Source organism: Schaalia turicensis ACS-279-V-Col4, from assembly GCF_000296505.1.
Taxonomy (GTDB): Bacteria; Actinomycetota; Actinomycetes; order Actinomycetales; family Actinomycetaceae; genus Pauljensenia; species Pauljensenia turicensis_A.
On record NZ_JH815209.1, the window covers coordinates 619693 to 637838 of the forward strand.

Annotated in this window: 10 protein-coding genes; 2 read left to right on the forward strand and 8 right to left on the reverse strand. The window is 58.3% G+C overall.

Translation table 11 applies throughout. From position 1 onward, the window contains the following. Positions 1-56 precede the first annotated feature (56 nt). The 3 genes from fusA to rpsL all read right to left on the reverse strand — a co-directional run bounded on the left by fusA (position 57) and on the right by rpsL (position 3114). The gene (gene fusA / locus HMPREF9241_RS06555) at positions 57-2180 is read right to left on the reverse strand and encodes an elongation factor G (RefSeq protein ID WP_006681503.1); all 2124 of its coding nucleotides are present in this window, start codon (positions 2178-2180) and stop codon (positions 57-59) included. An 89-nt stretch (positions 2181-2269) separates the two neighbouring features. After that, a complete protein-coding gene (gene rpsG, locus HMPREF9241_RS06560; RefSeq protein WP_006681504.1) occupies positions 2270-2740 on the reverse strand; it encodes a 30S ribosomal protein S7 in 471 nt (156 codons plus the stop codon). Beyond that, on the reverse strand, positions 2740-3114 hold the full coding sequence (gene rpsL / locus HMPREF9241_RS06565; protein ID WP_006681505.1) for a 30S ribosomal protein S12: 375 nt from the start codon (positions 3112-3114) through the stop codon (positions 2740-2742). Before rpsL ends, rpsG begins: the two co-directional genes overlap by 1 nt. 665 nt (positions 3115-3779) lie before the next feature. Here rpsL and HMPREF9241_RS08790 point away from each other — a divergent pair. Further along, complete coding sequence (locus HMPREF9241_RS08790) at positions 3780-4826, forward strand: hypothetical protein (protein WP_006681506.1); 1047 nt, start codon at positions 3780-3782, stop codon at positions 4824-4826. Positions 4827-5198: 372 nt separating this feature from the next. Here the strand turns inward: HMPREF9241_RS08790 and HMPREF9241_RS06575 are convergent, their stop codons facing one another. Continuing rightward, positions 5199-9095, reverse strand: a complete 3897-nt coding sequence (locus HMPREF9241_RS06575) for a DNA-directed RNA polymerase subunit beta' (RefSeq protein WP_040318664.1) — start codon at positions 9093-9095, stop codon at positions 5199-5201. Positions 9096-9110: 15 nt separating this feature from the next. After that, entirely contained in the window at positions 9111-12590 is a 3480-nt protein-coding gene (gene rpoB, locus HMPREF9241_RS06580; RefSeq protein WP_006681508.1) for a DNA-directed RNA polymerase subunit beta, read from the reverse strand. 132 nt (positions 12591-12722) lie between these two features. Between rpoB and HMPREF9241_RS09805 the strand changes: the two genes are divergently transcribed. Beyond that, entirely contained in the window at positions 12723-12998 is a 276-nt protein-coding gene (locus HMPREF9241_RS09805) for a transposase (protein WP_006681509.1), read from the forward strand. Positions 12999-13258: 260 nt separating this feature from the next. Here HMPREF9241_RS09805 and HMPREF9241_RS06590 read toward each other — a convergent pair whose 3' ends face one another. The 3 genes from HMPREF9241_RS06590 to HMPREF9241_RS06605 form a co-directional block, all read right to left on the reverse strand. Further along, positions 13259-14509, reverse strand: coding sequence for an InlB B-repeat-containing protein (locus HMPREF9241_RS06590; protein WP_207326475.1), 1251 nt, complete (start codon positions 14507-14509; stop codon positions 13259-13261). 729 nt (positions 14510-15238) lie between these two features. Beyond that, positions 15239-16255 carry a class C sortase gene (locus HMPREF9241_RS06600; RefSeq protein ID WP_006681511.1) on the reverse strand — a complete coding sequence of 339 codons (1017 nt, stop codon included), beginning with the start codon at positions 16253-16255 and terminating at the stop codon, positions 15239-15241. 113 nt (positions 16256-16368) lie between these two features. Further along, on the reverse strand, positions 16369-17958 hold the full coding sequence (locus tag HMPREF9241_RS06605) for a SpaH/EbpB family LPXTG-anchored major pilin (protein WP_006681512.1): 1590 nt from the start codon (positions 17956-17958) through the stop codon (positions 16369-16371). Between the last annotated feature and the right edge of the window lie 188 nt (positions 17959-18146).

An 18146-nucleotide genomic window follows, 5' to 3' on the forward strand; every position in this document is an offset into this window, starting at 1 on the left:
GCTACGCTCGCGCTAATTTCTTAGCGCGAGCGTAGCGAAACGCGACTGATCGGGACTCACTCGCCCCGGGACTTGCCGACGATTTCGTCAGCGACGTTACGCGGAACTTCCGCGTAGGAGTCGAACTCCATCGAGTACACTGCACGGCCCTGCGTCTTGGAACGCAGGTCGCCAACGTATCCGAACATTTCAGAGAGCGGAACCTGTGCCTTGACGACGCGGATACCGTGCTGCTCATCCATGGACGAAATCTGTCCACGACGGGAGTTCAGGTCGCCGATGACGTCGCCCATGTACTCCTCAGGAGTACGGACCTCAACGGCCATGATCGGCTCAAGAAGAACCGGGCTTGCCTTCTTCGCGGCTTCCTTCAAAGCCATCGAACCGGCAACCTTGAACGCCATTTCCGAAGAGTCAACTTCGTGGTACGCACCATCGAGGAGCGTTGCCTTGATGTCAACCATCGGGTAGCCGGCGAGAACACCGGACTGCATGGCGTCTTGGATACCAGCGTTAACCGAAGGAATGTACTCGCGCGGAACGCGGCCACCAGTGACCTTGTCCTCGAACTCGTACTCTTCCTCGGAGCCTGCGGGGATAGGTTCGAGAGCGATGATGACACGCGCGAACTGACCGGAACCACCGGTCTGCTTCTTGTGCGTGTACTCGTACTTCTCGACCTTCTTGCGGATGGTCTCGCGGTAGGCAACCATCGGAGCACCGACGTTTGCTTCAACCTTGAATTCGCGACGCATACGGTCAACGATGATGTCCAGGTGAAGCTCACCCATACCACCGATGATCGTCTGGCCAGTCTCAGCGTCGAGCTCGACCGTGAAGGTCGGGTCCTCTTCGGCGAGCTTCTGAATTGCGACGCCCATCTTTTCCTGGTCAGCCTTCGACTTCGGCTCAACCGCAACCTGGATAACAGGCTTCGGGAACGTCATCGATTCGAGAACGATCGGCTTGTCGATTGCGCAGAGCGTATCACCAGTGGTCGTGTCCTTCAGGCCGATAACCGCGTAGATGTGGCCAGCATGTGCCTGATCCACGGGGTTTTCCTTGTTGGAGTGCATCTGGAAGATCTTGCCGATGCGTTCCTTCTTGCCCTTGGTGGAGTTCAAGACCTGTGCGCCAGAGTCCACCTTGCCGGAGTACACGCGGACGAAGGTGAGCTTGCCGTAGAACGGGTGAGCAGCAATCTTGAATGCAAGAGCTGCGAACGGTTCGTTCTCGTCAGGCTTACGGGACTCGGTCTCTTCTTCGGTTTCCGAACCGGGCTTGAAGCCACGGACGGACTCAACGTCCAGCGGAGACGGGAGGAAGTCAACAACCGCGTCGAGCACGGGCTGAACACCCATGTTACGAAGAGCGGTACCGCAGTAAACCGGGAATGCGCGACCAGAGATCGTCAGCAGGCGGATGCCTTCCTTAATCTGCTCGACGGTCAGCTCACCATTCTCCAGGTATGCCTCGGTCAGCTCGTCGGAGCCTTCCGCAGCAGCCTCGATCATGAGTTCACGGTATTCTTCCGCGCGTTCCTGCAGATCCTCGGGGATCGGGCCACGAACAACGAGGGAGCCGAGGGTTGCCTCGCCCTTGTCGTCTTTTGCCGGGTAGCGCAGGGACTCCATCGAGAGCAGGTCAACCTGACCCTCGAAGTCATTCTCTGCACCGATCGGGAGCTGCATGACGATCGGGGTCGCGTGGAGGCGATCCTTAATCGTCGAAACGGAGAAGTAGAAGTCAGCGCCCATCTTGTCCATCTTGTTGATGAAGCAGATACGCGGAACCTCGTACTTGTCAGCCTGACGCCACACGGTCTCAGACTGTGGCTCAACGCCTTCCTTACCGTCGAAGACTGCAACAGCGCCGTCGAGCACACGCAGGGAGCGCTCAACCTCAACCGTGAAGTCAACGTGGCCGGGGGTGTCGATGATGTTGATCTGGTTGCCGTTCCAGAAAGAGGTAACAGCGGCGGACGTAATCGTAATGCCGCGTTCCTTTTCCTGTTCCATCCAGTCGGTCGTCGAGGCGCCGTCGTGGGTCTCGCCGATCTTGTAGTTAATGCCCGTGTAGAACAGGATGCGTTCCGTCACGGTCGTCTTGCCGGCATCAATGTGAGCCATGATGCCAATGTTTCGAACCTTGTTAAGGTCGGTAAGCACGTCTAGTGCCACGAGTGCGATCCTTCGCTCGAAGTGATTGTGAATTCGCGGGCAAAATTAAGGTTGACGAAGACCGAAGATCCCGGCCTCGTCACCCAAAATCACCAGCGGTAGTGAGCGAACGCGCGGTTCGACTCGGCCATCTTGTGCATGTCCTCACGACGCTTCACGGCGGCGCCGAGACCGTTGGAGGCATCCAGGATCTCGTTCGCGAGGCGCTCGGTCATCGTCTTTTCGCGACGCTGACGCGAATAGTCAACCAGCCAACGCAGGGCAAGGGTCGTGGCGCGCGCGGGGCGAACCTCAACCGGAACCTGGTAGGTCGCGCCACCAACACGGCGGGAGCGAACCTCAAGGGCGGGACGAATGTTGTCAAGAGCGCGCTTCAGAACCGAAACCGGTTCCTGCTCGGTGCGCTCACGCACGGTCTCCAGTGCACCGTAAACGATGCGCTCTGCAACGGTCTTCTTACCGTCGAGGAGTACGCGGTTGACGAGCTGGGTCACGACCTTCGAGCCGTAGACCGGATCGTCGACGAGGGGACGCTTAGGAGCTGGGCCCTTACGAGGCATTACTTCTTCTCCTTCTTCGCGCCGTAGCGGGAACGAGCCTGCTGGCGACCACGAACACCCTGGGTGTCGAGGGAGCCACGAACGATACGGTAACGGACACCCGGGAGGTCCTTCACACGACCACCGCGAACGAGCACGATCGAGTGCTCCTGCAGGTTGTGGCCTTCACCGGGGATGTACGCCGTAACCTCAATGCCGGACGAAAGGCGCACACGAGCGACCTTACGGAGGGCTGAGTTCGGCTTCTTCGGGGTGGTGGTGTACACGCGGGTGCACACACCACGTCGCTGAGGCGAGCCCTTAAGCGCCGGGGTCTTCACCTTCGAGCGCTTCGAGCTACGACCCTTGCGGACGAGCTGCTGAATGGTAGGCACTGGTTCTCCAGTTTCTTTCCGTCGGAGGCCTTTCGATTGAACAATTGCGAAAGGCCCTTGTCTAGTCATCCATGGCTTGACGAATCCCCTTACGGACACACGCATGTCCGCCAAGGGGCCGGTGCGCCATGATAGCCACCGTTCGGCTGGCCAGAGAATGACGCCCGGAGCTCCGACGGACGGAGCCCGCTGTCAGCGAAAGCTGACGAAAGAGAACCCGTAAATTCACGGGAACCTCGTCTAGTTTACGAGGCTTGGGGTTTCTTGGTCAAAGGCACAACTCGTGAGGTGCGCCCCACTTCCCCCACCGCGCTTGTTCACCACCTCCCGCCCCACCCACCGCGCTTGTTCACCACCTCCCGCCCCACCCACCGCGCTTGTTCACCACCAACGACTCCTCATTTAGGGCACCGCGAACCCTTTTCCAAACCCTGACGGACTTGAACGCCTAGGAGCGCTTTGCTTCAACAAGCGCGCCAAAGTCGCAAAACTACGCGCTTCCCTCCCCGTATTGAGTTCCGCAACGGTGAACAAGCGCGGTAGTTTTCCACAGTTTTCACACACCCCGACTTATCAACATTTCGCTCTAGGGAGCCTCGCACATTCCCTCTCCATCGCGGAAGCTAGACACCTACTTTCCCCCGCAGCCCACAATCGAGGTCCTCATGCACCGTTTCCAGGCGCCTCGCATCCGCGACGTCCGCAAGGCAATGACATTCACCCGCCCGCACCGAGCTTCGCGCGACGAACTCATGTACAACGTCGAAATACGAAGAGGCGCTTTCCTGAGCGTCACCTACCTCTCGACACTTCCTCAGCATTGGCAACGTGAACAGGCCGTCCAACTTGCTCGCATTATCGCTGTTCAGCACACTCATCCGCGATGCGTTCCAACGGGTATATCAGCAGCGTACTTGCACGGTGCCCGCGCGTTTGATTACCCCGGCGACGTCCATATGGCTTCCCTGTCAAATTCAACGCGTTCCGCAAAGGCGTTACCAGCGGTCACTCTCGGCGAAGAAGTACTAGCCAGTCGCGCCACAATCGTGTTTCACCGGATGCTTCCTATCGCCAATCACTGGTGCAGGATTGATGGAGTGCGGAGTTTGACCTTACATGACGCGCTGTTGACGCTCGCAGTGCAGGAGTGCGGTGCGCTAGCTTTCTCGATGGCTTGCTCGGGGATGCGCCTGTTGATTGAGAACACACGAAGCAGAAGCATTGGATTCAAAAAACGCCTTCGAACACTCAGGCAGTCGTTGATCGCTCAGTTCAAACAGCTCGAATCGGGCCACCGCCATCGCGCGGACGGCTCTTGGCTGTTCGCTCACGCCGATGCCGCGTGCGAGAGTCCTGGAGAAAGCCACATCCTATGGATTCTGCGTTCAAGCGGACTAGCTGGCATTGAAACGCAGTACGAAGTCACAAGTAACGGCAACCGTTTCTTCTTCGATCTCTGCTTTCCTGAGGCTCACGTCGCAATCGAGTTTGACGGGCGTTTCAAGTACGGGGACAGTGACTTAGAGATTGACGAGGCTACGGCCAAGCAAGTTCAACGACAGACACAATTAGAGGCCGACGGTTGGCAGTTCATCCGTTTCCGTTGGGAAGACTTGTCAGACTGTTCGAAGATATTGAATTCCGTGTTCATGCTACTTCTGCAGGTTGACGCTTGTCCGGCCACTATGAGACGCGCTCGCGTCCACGCCTGACACCTCGCCTGTCTCTACTGACCGAATCAATCCACCGTTTTTACTGACATTTCCACCCTTGCCACTCGGCACCCCTGCCACTGCCTAGGCACTACGGTGTCGTCTCGGGTCTGATACCGCTTCCTCACCCCCGCGCTTGTTCACGATTTACAGTCACATTTCGTAACTTCTGTGTCCCGCGCTCGTTCGACGGCGCACCAAATACAATCTGTTCGCTCTGAGCGAACAGGCGCTTGTTCACCGTTCGCCGACGGTGAACAAGCGCCGAAAGACAGACGACAACATATACAAAGCGTGGCGCCCGAGCGAACAAATCGCATCAAGCGCCACGCCTCGTATTTAGCCAGTCATTGCCTAGCTAAAGAGCAACTACTACTCACGGAATGACATACCGAAGTCGATCGCACCAAGGGCATCAAGGAAGTCCTCGGACACCCCACCATCCTGGAAATCCATCTGCGTGTAGTTCGAAGCAGCAAGCGCTTCCGCAGTCGGCTCAACGGTGACTCGGTTGTAACGCGACAAGCCGGTACCAGCCGGGATGAGCTTACCGAGAATAACGTTCTCCTTCAGGCCAACGAGCGAATCAGACTTGCCGTTCATCGCTGCCTCAGTGAGAACCTTCGTCGTCTCCTGGAAGGATGCCGCCGACAGCCACGAGTCGGTTGCCAGCGACGCCTTCGTGATACCCATAAGCATCTGACGACCGGAAGCAGGTTGCCCGCCCTCGGCAGCGACCTTGCGGTTCTGCGCCAGGTAAGCCATACGGTCAACAAGCTCGCCGGGCATGAAAGTCGTATCACCGGGCTCAAGGATGGTAATTCGACGCAACATCTGGCGAACGATGACCTCAATGTGCTTCGCGTGGATACCGACGCCCTGATCGCGGTAGACCTTCTGGACCTCGTCAACAAGCTGCTTCTGCGCGACGGAGCGCCCCATGATGCGAACGATTTCCTTCGGATCAAGCTGACCCTCAGTCAGAGGCTTACCTGCCTCGACATGCTCGCCTTCAGAAACAAGAAGCTCCTGACGACGCGAGACCTCAATAACGTCATCTTCCTTCGCGTCATCACGAGTGATGATGATGCGACGGACCGACGGATCCTCGTCATCAATGTGAACGCGACCAGCGGCCTCGCTCATCTTTGCTTCCATCTTCGGACTACGAGCCTCGAAGAGTTCCTGAACGCGTGGCAGACCCTGGGTAATATCAGCTGCAGATGCGGCGCCACCGGTGTGGAACGTACGCATCGTGAGCTGAGTACCGGGCTCACCAATCGACTGAGCGGCGATAATGCCAACTGCTTCACCAATATCAACCTGCTTGCCGGTAGCCAACGAGCGACCGTAGCAGGCAGCACAGGTGCCGACCTGCGATTCACAGGTGAGGACGGAACGGCAGGTGATCTCTTCAACGCCTGCTTGCGCAAGTGCGATGAGCTCATCGTCACCAAGATCGGTGCCTGCGGGCATGACGACCTCGCCGGCTTCGTTCACAGCATCGCGGGCAAGGTTACGCGCATATGCGGTGGTCTCAACCGTTTCGAGAGCCTCCCAAACGCCGTCGACCTTCTTCGCGATCTTGATCTTGACGCCCTGGCGGGTGCCACAATTCTCTTCACGAACGATGACGTCCTGCGAGACGTCAACCAGACGACGAGTCAGGTAGCCAGACTCTGCGGTACGAAGTGCCGTATCAGCAAGACCCTTACGAGCACCGTGCGTTGCGATGAAGTACTCGAGAACGGTCAAGCCTTCGCGGTAGTTCGCCTTGATCGGACGCTCAATGAGCTTCTGCTTCGGGTCGGACACCAGACCACGCATACCTGCGATCTGCTGGACCTGTGACCAGTTACCACGCGCGCCCGAGTTGACCATGCGGTACACGGTGTTGCGATCGTCGAAGTTACCGCGCATGTCATCTGCAACCTTCTGGGTGCATTCGAGCCAAAGGTCAACGAGGTCCTTGTAGCGGTTTTCTTCGAGGATGAAGCCTGCGTCGAAGTCTTCCTGAATCTTGGCTGCGCGAGCCTCGTATTCAGCAAGAATTTCTTCCTTGCGCGGCGACGCCTGGATGTCGGAGAACGCGATCGTGATACCCGACCACGTCGACCAGTGGAAGCCGGCCGACTTCAGGGCATCGAGGCATTCTGCAACCAGAACGTTCGGGTAACGCTGGGTCAGGGTGTTGACGATCTGGCCGAGCTGCTTCTTGCCGACGACCTCGTTCACGAACGGGTAGTCAACCGGTAGCTGCTCGTTGAAGATCGCGCGACCGAGGCTGGTTTCGAGCAGAACATCGTCGCCCGGTTCCCAACCTTCAGGTGCTTCCCAATCGGCCGGCGGAACGATGCCGTCGAAGCGAATGAGAGCCTTCGCGTTGAGGTCAAGCAGACCCATGTCGAACGCCATAATCGCTTCAGCGGCACTGGAGAACGACGGAACGATGGGGTTGCCGGCAGAATCCTTGGCAACTTCGATCGTCGAATCCGGTTCCGAAGTCAGGTGGAACAGGCCAATGATCATGTCCTGTGACGGCATCGCAACGGGGCGGCCGTCGGACGGCTTCAGAATGTTGTTCGTCGACAGCATGAGGATACGCGCTTCAGCCTGAGCCTCGGCACCCAGTGGCAGGTGGACTGCCATCTGGTCACCGTCGAAGTCAGCGTTGAACGCGCCACAGGCGAGCGGGTGCAGCTGAATGGCCTTACCTTCAATGAGCTGAGGCTCGAACGCCTGGATACCCAGACGGTGAAGGGTAGGTGCGCGGTTCAGTAGCACGGGGTGCTCGCGGATAACGTCGTCGAGGACGTCCCACACCTCGGGGCGCTGACGCTCGACCTTGCGCTTCGCTGCCTTGACGTTCTGCGCGTAGTTCTTCTCAACGAGGCGCTTCATGACGAAGGGCTTGAAGAGCTCGAGTGCCATCTGCTTGGGCAGACCACACTGGTGGAGCTTCAGCTGCGGGCCGACGACGATGACCGAACGGCCAGAGTAGTCGACGCGCTTACCGAGCAGGTTCTGACGGAAGCGACCCTGCTTGCCCTTGAGCATGTCAGAGATCGACTTCAGCGGGCGGTTGCCCGGGCCTGCAACGGGGCGACCACGGCGGCCGTTGTCGAAGAGCGCGTCTACAGATTCCTGCAGCATGCGCTTTTCGTTCGCGACGATGACGTCCGGCGCACCCAGTTCAAGCAGTCGCTTGAGTCGGGTGTTGCGGTTGATCACTCGACGGTACAGGTCGTTGAGGTCGGAGGTCGCGAAGCGGCCACCGTCCAGCTGAACCATCGGGCGCAGGTCCGGCGGAATAACCGGAATCTTGGTCAGGACCATCGATGCCGGCGAGTTGCCGGTCGCGATGAAGGCGTTGATGACCTTCAGGCGCTTGATGGCACGTGCTTTACGAGGCCCGGAGTCGGACGCAATGGTCTGACGGAGGGATTCGACTTCGGCTTCAAGATCGAAGGTTTCCAGGCGCTTCTGGATGGCAGCTGCGCCCATGTCGCCCTTGAAGTAGGTGCCGTAGCGGGCGACCATCGCGCGGTAGAGGCGCTCGTCACCGATCAGGGCACCGACCTTCAGGTTCGTGAAATTATCCCACACGACCTCAAGACCGTCGATGTCACCGTCGAAGCGCTTACGAAGGCGCGCCATGTCCTTCTCGGCGCTCTTGCGGAGCTTTTCGCGTTCCGCGGCGGAGGCGCCATCAGCTTCGAGAGCAGCGAGGTCAGCTTCGAGCTTCTCGGCTGCCTGGTTGATGGCGTCGTCACGGCGGTCTTCCATCTGCTTCTTCTGAACTTCGAGTTCAGCGCGCAGATCCATGAGGTCCTCGTCGCGGCCCTTTTCGTCGATTTCGGTGACCATGTATGCGGCGAAGTAAATGACCTTTTCGAGGTCCTTCGGAGCGAGGTTCAGCACGTAACCGAGGCGCGAGGGCACGCCCTTGAAGTACCAGATGTGGGTGACCGGTGCGGCGAGGTCGATGTGGCCCATGCGCTCGCGGCGAACCTTAGAGCGCGTGACCTCGACGCCACACTTTTCACACACGATGCCCTTGTAACGGACACGCTTGTACTTGCCACACGCGCATTCCCAGTCGCGTGTGGGGCCGAAGATCTGTTCACCGAACAGGCCGTCGCGCTCGGGCTTGAGCGTGCGGTAGTTGATGGTCTCCGGCTTCTTGACTTCACCGTGTGACCACGAAGCGATGTCATCGCTTGTGGCCAGGGTGATCTTCAGGCTGTCGAACGTTTTGGCGTCCAGCAAAGTCATCTCTCCCTATCAGATCGCGTCGATGGTCGCCGCAGCGTTCGGACGGGCATCAAGCGTGATGCCGAGGTCTTCGCGCGCGTTGAAGTCTTCTTCCTGATCACGCAGGTCAATGGCGTTGCCGGCTGCGTCGAGAGCTTCGACGTTCAGGCACAGCGAGCGCATTTCCTGGATGAGAACTCGGAAGGACTCGGGGATTCCGGGCTCAGGAATGTCTTCGCCCTTGACGATCGCTTCGTAGACCTTCACACGACCGGTCGTGTCATCCGACTTGATTGTGAGGAGTTCCTGGAGCGCGTAGGCTGCACCGTAAGCTTCGAGCGCCCACACTTCCATCTCACCGAAACGCTGGCCACCGAACTGGGCTTTACCGCCCAGTGGCTGCTGCGTGATCATCGAGTACGGGCCGGTTGAACGGGCGTGAATCTTGTCGTCAACCAGGTGGTGGAGCTTGAGCATGTAGGTGTAGCCCACTGCGATCGGATACGGGAACGGTTCACCGGAACGACCGTCGAACAGGCGGGCCTTGCCCTGCTCGTTCGTCAGACGGTTGCCGTCGCGGTTCGGGTTCACGTTACGCAGCAGGCCTGCGAGTTCGTCGGCTTCAAGACCGTCGAACACGGGGGTTGCCACGAGAGTCTCAGGTTCGGTGGTGATGCCGTCAGCCGGGAGGTGACGGGTCCATGCTTCGCCGGCCTCGACAGCCTTGGAAGCATCCCAGCCCTGGTGAGCGAGCCAGCCGAGGTGGTATTCGAGTACCTGGCCGACGTTCATACGGCCGGGGACACCAAGCGGGTTGAGGATGATGTCAACCGGGGTTCCGTCTTCGAGGAACGGCATGTCCTCGACCGGCAGAATCTTGGAGACAACGCCCTTGTTACCGTGGCGGCCTGCCATCTTGTCACCAATGGTGATCTTGCGACGTTGGGCGACGTAGACGCGAACGGTCTGTCGAACGCCAGGGTTGAGTTCGTCTTCTTCGTCGTTGAATTCGCGGACGCCGATGACGATGCCTTCCTGGCCGTGAGGAACACGCAGGGAGGTATCGCGAACCTCGCGGGCTTTCTCACCGAAGATTGCGCGCAGAAGGCGTTCTTCGGAGGTGAGCTCAGTTTCACCCTTCGGAGTGACCTTGCCAACGAGAACGTCGCCAGCGGTAACCTCGGCACCAATGCGGATAATGCCACGTTCGTCTAGGTCAGCGAGTGACTCTTCGGAGACGTTCGGGATATCGCGGGTGATTTCTTCTTCGCCGAGCTTGGTTTCGCGGGCGTCGACCTCGTATTCCTCGATATGGATCGAGGTGAGGACGTCCTCTTCAACGACGCGACGCGACAGGATGATCGCGTCTTCGTAGTTGAGGCCTTCCCACGACATGTAGGCGACGAGCAGGTTCTTGCCGAGTGCGACTTCACCGTTGTCGGTTGCCGGACCATCAGCCAAGACGGAGCCGGCCTCAACGCGGTCGCCTTCGTCGACGATGACACGCTGGTTGGTGCAGTTGCCCGGATTCGAACGTTCGAACTTTTCAAGACGGTAGGTGTCGCGACCGCCTTCGTCCGTGGAAACGATGATCATGTCTGCCGAAACTTCGGAAACAACACCAGCGTGGGTGGCGATGATCATTTCACCGGAGTCCTGTGCTGCACGACGTTCCATACCGGTACCGACCAGCGGCGCTTCGGTGGTCAGCAACGGCACTGCCTGACGCTGCATGTTCGCGCCCATGAGTGCGCGGTTTGCGTCGTCGTGCTCGAGGAACGGAATGAACGCTGCTGCAACAGACACCATCTGACGTGCGGACACGTCCATGTAGTCAACTCGGTCGCGCAGGATCAGCGTCGGGTCTTCGCCGGCGACACGGCAGAGGACATGGTCTTCTGCGAAAGTGCCGTCGTCGTTCAGACGGGACGAGGCCTGTGCAATGTAGTGACCGATTTCGTCGTCTGCGGTCAGGTATTCGACCTCGTCGGTGACTTTTCCGTTGCGAACAACGCGGTACGGGGTCTCAACGAAACCGAAGGGGTTGATGCGACCGAAGGTTGCGAGCGAGCCGATCAGACCAATGTTCGGGCCTTCAGGGGATTCGATCGGGCACATACGGCCATAGTGCGACGGGTGAACGTCACGAACTTCCATGCCTGCGCGTTCACGGGACAGACCGCCAGGGCCAAGAGCCGACAGACGACGCTTGTGCGTCAGACCTGCAAGCGGGTTGTTCTGATCCATGAACTGCGACAGCTGGGAGGTGCCGAAGAATTCCTTGATCGCTGCAACAACCGGGCGGATATTGATCAGCGACTGAGGAGTAATCGAGTCGGCTTCCTGGGTCGTCATGCGTTCGCGGACGGTGCGCTCCATGCGGGACAGACCTGCGCGGACCTGCGCCTGAATGAGCTCGCCAACTGCGCGAATGCGGCGGTTACCAAAGTGATCGATGTCGTCCGCTTCAACACGGAGTTCGACAACCTCGCCACCGTTGCGGGTGCCGAGGAAGGTCTTCTCACCCTTGTGCAGAGCGAGCATGTACTTCACGGTTGCAACGACGTCATCGATGGAGAGAGTCGAAGCCTTCGGATCTGCGTCGGTGCCGAGCTTCTTGTTGATCTTGTAGCGACCGACCTTTGCCAGGTCGTAGCGCTTCGAATCGAAGTAGAAGTTGTTCAGCAGGGTGCGTGCCGATTCGACGTTTGCGGGCTCGCCGGGGCGGAGCTTGCGGTAGATGTCAACGAGGGCTTCTTCCTGGGTCTTGACGGTGTCCTTTTCGAGGGTCTCGAGGAGCACCGGGTATTCGGCAAACTCTTCACGAATCTCAGATTCGGTCATGCCGATTGCCTTGAGGAAGTGGGTGACAGGTTGCTTGCGCTTGCGGTCAATACGAACGCCAACAGAATCGCGCTTGTCGATTTCAAATTCGAGCCATGCGCCGCGGCTAGGAATGACCTTTGCGCTGAACGTTTCACGGTCGGTGGAACGTTCGGAAACGCGCTCGAAGTAGACGCCCGGGGAACGGACGAGCTGCGAGACGACAACACGCTCAGTGCCATTGATGATAAAGGTGCCACGCGGGGTCATGAGCGGGAAATCGCCCATGAACACGGTCTGACGCTTGATCTCAAGGGTCTCGTTGTTCATGAACTCCGCGGTCACATACATCGGTGCAGAGTATGTGTAGTCCTTGGTCTTTGCTTCTTCGATCGAGTACTTCGGTCGTTCGAGCTGGCATTCCCTGAACGTAAGGGACATGGTCTTGCCCAAGTCCTCAATCGGCGAAACTTCTTCGAAGATTTCTTCAAGACCGGAGACGTCGGGGACGTCGTTACGGCCTTCCGCCTTAGCGGCTTCGACGCGAGCCTTCCACGCGTCATTGCCCAGCAGCCAATCGAAGCTCTCGACCTGCAGGCCCAGAAGGTTCGGGGCCTGAAGCGGTTCGGCGAGCTTAGCGAATGAGATGCGGTTCCTGGGCTGGTTGGCAGTGCTACTGGCAGCCAAAGGGGATCCTTCCCTGCATTTTCGGTGCGCACACACGCCTTCGCCCATTATCTGACTCCGTCCATCCCGCTCAGCGCCTGATACAGCGGGGTGGATACGGATCACCTCGGGCATAATAAGGCGCAAGTATCAATGATAGGGATTCGCGACTCCTCACCTCAATATCTTTTGGCGTTTGTGCCGAGTTTCACGCAACTACCACGTTGGCGCGTCGACCGTGCGCTCGTCGCGCCGGTCGCCGAGATGTACCTCATGGGTGTGTCCACGCGGGAGGTCGAAAAGGTGGTGACCGAGCTGGGCGTGGAGTCCATGCCAAAGACCCATATACGTCAGATGTATGGGAAATTGGGCGCGCACACTCGCCAGGAGCTGCTTGACCTTATCGAGCAGAAGAAAGGTCTCCGATAGAGCGGCGGGGATACCTGCGTCCCTAGTGTCGAGAGCGCGACAGCTGAGAATTCAAGCAGTTTCATGAGCGTTATCCACGAGGCTCTTCGGCGCTGTGCCTTTAAATCAACCATGCAGTCGCGCACCAGTAAGCAAAAGCGGCGGCGACCCCACTGTGGGAGCCGCCGCCGCTCAGATACGGTGAGAGCCAGTCGAAAGAAATCCTGCGACCACTCCAGCGCTCAGTCGGCAGTTTCTTTGACGCCTACACGATTGTCGGCCTATTCCCGGCGACGCCGAGCCAGCTTGCTGAAGGCTGCAATGCCAGAGCCTACGAGCAATGCGAACGCAGCTACCTCGAACAGATAGGGGATATTGCTGCCAGTAGCAGCCAGCTTGGGGGCCTTCATCGTCTTGGCGGGCACCTCTTTCCACTGGGCATACAGCGTGGTGTCGGCGTCGAAGGTCACTTCTTGACCTGCGGAATACGACGTGCCGCTCCCGTCGGCCTGCGTGTTCCAGCCGGTAAACTCCGCTTTACCCTTGTTCAGCTCGCCATGGCCCGCAACAGTAACCGAAGCACCCTTCATGAACGATGCCTCGTCGGGGGTTGCGCCTTCCCCGCCGTTGGCATCGTAGGAAAGCTTATAGGGCACCTTTGCCGTGAGGGAGGCGCTGCCCAGCACCATGCGGTTGCCCTCTGCAGGAAACTCTCCGGGGTACTCTTTACCGCTACGGGGCGTGAGGTAACCCCTTATGGGTTCATCGCCTGTCGTGGGAAGCTCAAAGCCAATCTCGTAGGTGACCGTGTAGGTCCCAGGGTTTGCGGTGATTTGGCTCGGGTCGACCGGATTCCCGTTCTCATCGACGGCAGTTATCCTGGTCCCGTGGGCGGCAAAGGCACTCGATAGCTTGTCATAAGCCTTCAACCGCTCGATCGGCATTACGTCGAATCCGGGCGCCTTCTTACCCCCGAGGTTTGTGCCGCGTCCCAACAGGTACGTGTCCCAGTCAACTAGCTGGTCGCGCTTGAGCTCGAGCTCCTTGGGCTCAGCCAGTTTCCCCTGTATAGTGCCCGCCTCGTCAAGATCGGCCTCAGTGGTGAGAATTGGGCGAACGACCAGTCGACGTTTGACGTATGTGGCACTGTCAGAATCTTCATCATCAACATTGCCATACACCCTTTTGACGCCTTTATACTCGATCATTATGTCAAAGTCCCGGTCCCCACTCGGAGAGGCATCCACGGTGAACTGGTACATGCCGTTCTGATCGGTGGTTGCTTGATAGACGGGGGCGACAGCGCCAGACTCTCTGTCCTCTTTTGACGTGGGATGGGGATACAGGCTAACCGTAGCCCCAGGCAATTTTGCCTCGGTGCCGCCAGGCCAAATTGCGCTCACCGAACCGTAGATCGGTGCCTTGCCATCCGCCCCCGGCAGGAACCCTCCGGGAGTATATGCGGAGATTGTCGTTGGAACGGGGTCCGCGCTTCTCGTTGGAACGGGGCCCGCTTCAGCCGGCTCGGCCACAGCCGTGCCCGCTCCCCCTACCACGAGACACAATGCGGTTACAAAAGCCAAAAGACCGCACCAAATGCCGGAACGCCTAACTGTTTCCACAAAAACCACCTTCAAAAGGATAGTCCTTACCACACATTTTAACTATATCAATTCCTCATCAGTTCCTACTGGGTTTGCCCATGTTAGCGTCGGGCTATTCTAGCCATTCAGGGTCAGGCCAAAATAGCCAATCCGAGGCAATTAAAACAGCCATTACATTCCCTCCAGGCTTACACTGACGGCGCTAGTGCGTCAGGAAAGGAGAATGATGAATGAATGTAATGACTTACAAGAGATTTAGACACTGCGTTCAACAAGATGCGCGCGGAACAAGGTGATTCGTTCAGCTTGGATACCGTGAACCTCGCTGAACTCACCCGCCTAACGGGGATCAGCAGAGGAAAGGCCCGCGCCCTCAAATCCAACGACTTCGTCGTCACACCCCACGGGCGTCGCGGCAAGAAGAGCGCCCTCCTCGAACACCCACCAGGCTTTACGTTAGCCTCCACACAACTCTAAAATGTGCGATTTGCATAATCACTTATGCTCACTACGCCAGGCAAGACATCCATGATGGATAAGTGAGGCATGACCATCACTCATCTAACAAGTCTTGACCCACAATCTGCGAAGCACCAGGCCGCCACGCCTCTGCATTCTTCAAATAAGCCAGGTTTTCCGGACGGAAAACGAGTCTGGCTAGGCGAGTTCGGCAAGTGAATCGGGAGCCTCAGCACCCTCGGCGGATTCCTCTTCCTTCTCTTTCTTGCGCCTGGCAGCCGTGTAGCGGGCCACCTGGGTCGCGATCAGCAGCGAAATCACGATCGCAATCAAGAACAGGATCATCCACCACGACCACTGGGTGCCGTCGACCGCGGGGATTTGCGGGGTCGGCATGATTCGCTCGCCGGTCACCAGCAGCCGATGGGAGTTGATGCCGTAGGGCGTGCAGGTGAGCAGGGTGGCCAGATCCTTGTCCTTTTCGCGGCCGAGCAGGGACGGGTCATTGGGTTTCACAACGTCGATTCTGGTGACGCGATAACCGAATGATTGGTCTTGAACCTCGAGGAAGAACTCGTCGCCGATCTTCAGGTCGGTCAGCCGGTCGAACATGGTGGAAGTCGGCAGGCCGGTGTGAGCTGTAATGACCGTGTGTCGGTCGACACCGCCGACCGGCAGGTCGGAGCCGAACATGTGGCCGGCACCGGCACTCAAGGTGTCATGGTCGGTGCCGTGCCGTATCGGCAACTTGACCTGGATCTTGGGGATCTTGACGACGCCGATGATGCCGCTCGGCTGGTCGAGCACATTCAGGTATTCCTGGTATTCGGGCGAGTCGGGGGCCACGTTGCCCAGGTACGGGTCGAGCACCGGGAAGCCCTTGTGGGTGTCATTGTATTCCCTGGCACGCTTGATGTAGGAGTCTTTCAATTCCTGCGACTGCTTATTCACCTGGTCTTTGTAAGCCTCGCTGACGATTTTCTGCTGATGATTATTCCAGACCGTGGAGGTGATCGGGTATGCCAGGCAGAGCACGCCCAGCAGAATGAAGATTAGTGGTGTCCAGCGCTTTCGGCGATCTTTCTTGTCGTTGGCCTGGTCGTCCGAGCCGCGAATGGCTCGGTATTCGGGGTCGGGAGTATAAGCGTCGTCTGCAAGAGAGGTTCGCGCAGCCTTGCCGGTTGCCTCGTTGTGGCCTTGGAGATCTTCGTTCATTCTTCCTACCGTGTCTTTTCGCAGTACCTAGCCTGCGTGTGGTTTGAGAGAGTGTGGGGGGCTGACCGTTTGGCCAGCCCCCCACTGTTCAACGGCTATCTACCGCTGCGTTGTTAGGCGTCTTCACGACGACGCGAACGCAGGTGCATTGCGGTACCGCCAGCTACCAGGCCAGCGCCCAGCAGAGCGAAGATGCCAACACCGATGGCGCCGGTGCGAGGCAGGTTGAACCACTTGCCAGAGTCCTTGGTCCGGATGTTGGTGATACCGGTCTCGAAGATGTTGCTACCAGCAGTAACAGTGACCGCAGTCACCTTGTTGGAGAGGATGTAGCCCGACGGAGCCTTCTTCTCAACCACATAGAATTCCTGGCCTACCTTGGCTTTGTAAGCCTCAGTCTTGCCGTCAGTGCCGGTGGTCTTGGTGCTGTACTCAGCAGCAACTCCTGCACAGTTCGACCGATCGTCGGTCTTAACGCAGTTTTCGGCGTCAGCCTTCTGGGCGAAGGCGATGAACTCTGCGCCCGAAAGTGCAGCATTATCGGTGGCGTCGGTCTTCTTGATCTGGAAATCGCCGAACTTGATGGTCGGGTCTGTAGGGTTAGGGTTGTTCGGATCGGGATCGCCCGGGTTCGGGACAACCGGGTCGGAGGGGTTCTCGCCCTCACCGTTGCCGGGAATGAAACCGAACTTGTTGATTACGACAACGTTACCGGCATTATCTTTCTTCGCACCAGACAGATCGTCCTTGAGCTTCAGGTTGAAGACAGCGGTTACCTGAACGTTGGTGCCAGCTGCAGCGTTAGCGGCAGTGGCAATCTTGGTGAGGCCGGCGTCGGTGAAGGTCACCTGGACACGGGTACGCGTACCAGCGGTGTAACCAGCCGGGTCGGGTGTGACAGAAACAGTGTAATCATCGGTGAGAGTCAGCTTGGTGTCACCGACCTTCACATCACCTACAACTGCCGCGGCGGGAGTTTCGAAAGCGTCAACCTGGACGTCATCGAAGATGGCGAAGCCCTGAATATCGGCCTTGGTCAGATCCTTGGCGCCCTGTTCGGTGCCCTTGGACTTGTTCAGCTTGGCGGTAACGGTGTAGCTGGTATTAGCTCCCGCGCCAACAATGCTACCCGACGGGTTGCTCTTGGTGACGTTGCCGGACTCGTTGACGTTCTTCGGGTTAACGGTTACGTCGTAGTTGTAGGTCAGGTTGGTCGAATCGGTGCCGGTGATTTCCGGGATGGTCATGTAGAACTTCTTGACATCCACGGTGTGGCCAGCAGGGATCGTGGTCTCCTCGACCTGGTAGAGGCCTACCGGGAGGTTAGAGAAGGTTGTCTCACCATTGGTGTCAGTCTTCTGCTCAGGATGCACAGTGCCGGGAGTAACGGTAGCGGTGCCCTTATTCATCGCATCGATGTTCTTGGCGATGGTCTCCCAGCCGGCGTAGGTAGTGGTATTCACGTCATCATTGCCGATTTTGGCGACCTGAGTGACGGTGAAGCCAGCGCCTTCAACCTTGGCGCCACCGTTCTTGTCATCTGTCTTGATGATCTTGATCGAGCCCGTGGTCGGTGCTCCGTCTGCCCAAGGGGCAGTGCCAGTGGGCGCAGCGTTCGCTGCTCCGCCAGCGCCCAGTCCGCCGACTAGCGTCAGCGCGAAAGCTGCTGCTAGCAGCTTTCGGAATGACTTTTTCTTAGCCATTTTCTTTCCTTTCAATGTCATTTTGACATCGGTTGATGTCCTTGCTGCCCGAAGTTTCGGGCCAGGCATCTTCCGATGCCCCTACTATGTCCAGGATTCGAATTGCTGGTTATCTCGTCCCAACTTGTGCGTGTCGGATCTCTCCAGCAGGCACAAGATGAGTTATTTGGCTTTCCAGCGATCGGCCA

Bases quoted from the DNA above. Each gene is read 5' to 3' on its own strand.
- rpsG (WP_006681504.1), bottom strand. From the start codon at position 2,740: ATGCCTCGTAAGGGCCCAGCTCCTAAGCGTCCCCTCGTCGACGATCCG.
- HMPREF9241_RS08790 (WP_006681506.1), top strand. From the start codon at position 3,780: ATGCACCGTTTCCAGGCGCCTCGCATCCGCGACGTCCGCAAGGCAATG.
- HMPREF9241_RS09805 (WP_006681509.1), top strand. From the start codon at position 12,723: ATGATAGGGATTCGCGACTCCTCACCTCAATATCTTTTGGCGTTTGTG.
- HMPREF9241_RS06600 (WP_006681511.1), bottom strand. From the start codon at position 16,255: ATGAACGAAGATCTCCAAGGCCACAACGAGGCAACCGGCAAGGCTGCG.
- HMPREF9241_RS06605 (WP_006681512.1), bottom strand. From the start codon at position 17,958: ATGGCTAAGAAAAAGTCATTCCGAAAGCTGCTAGCAGCAGCTTTCGCG.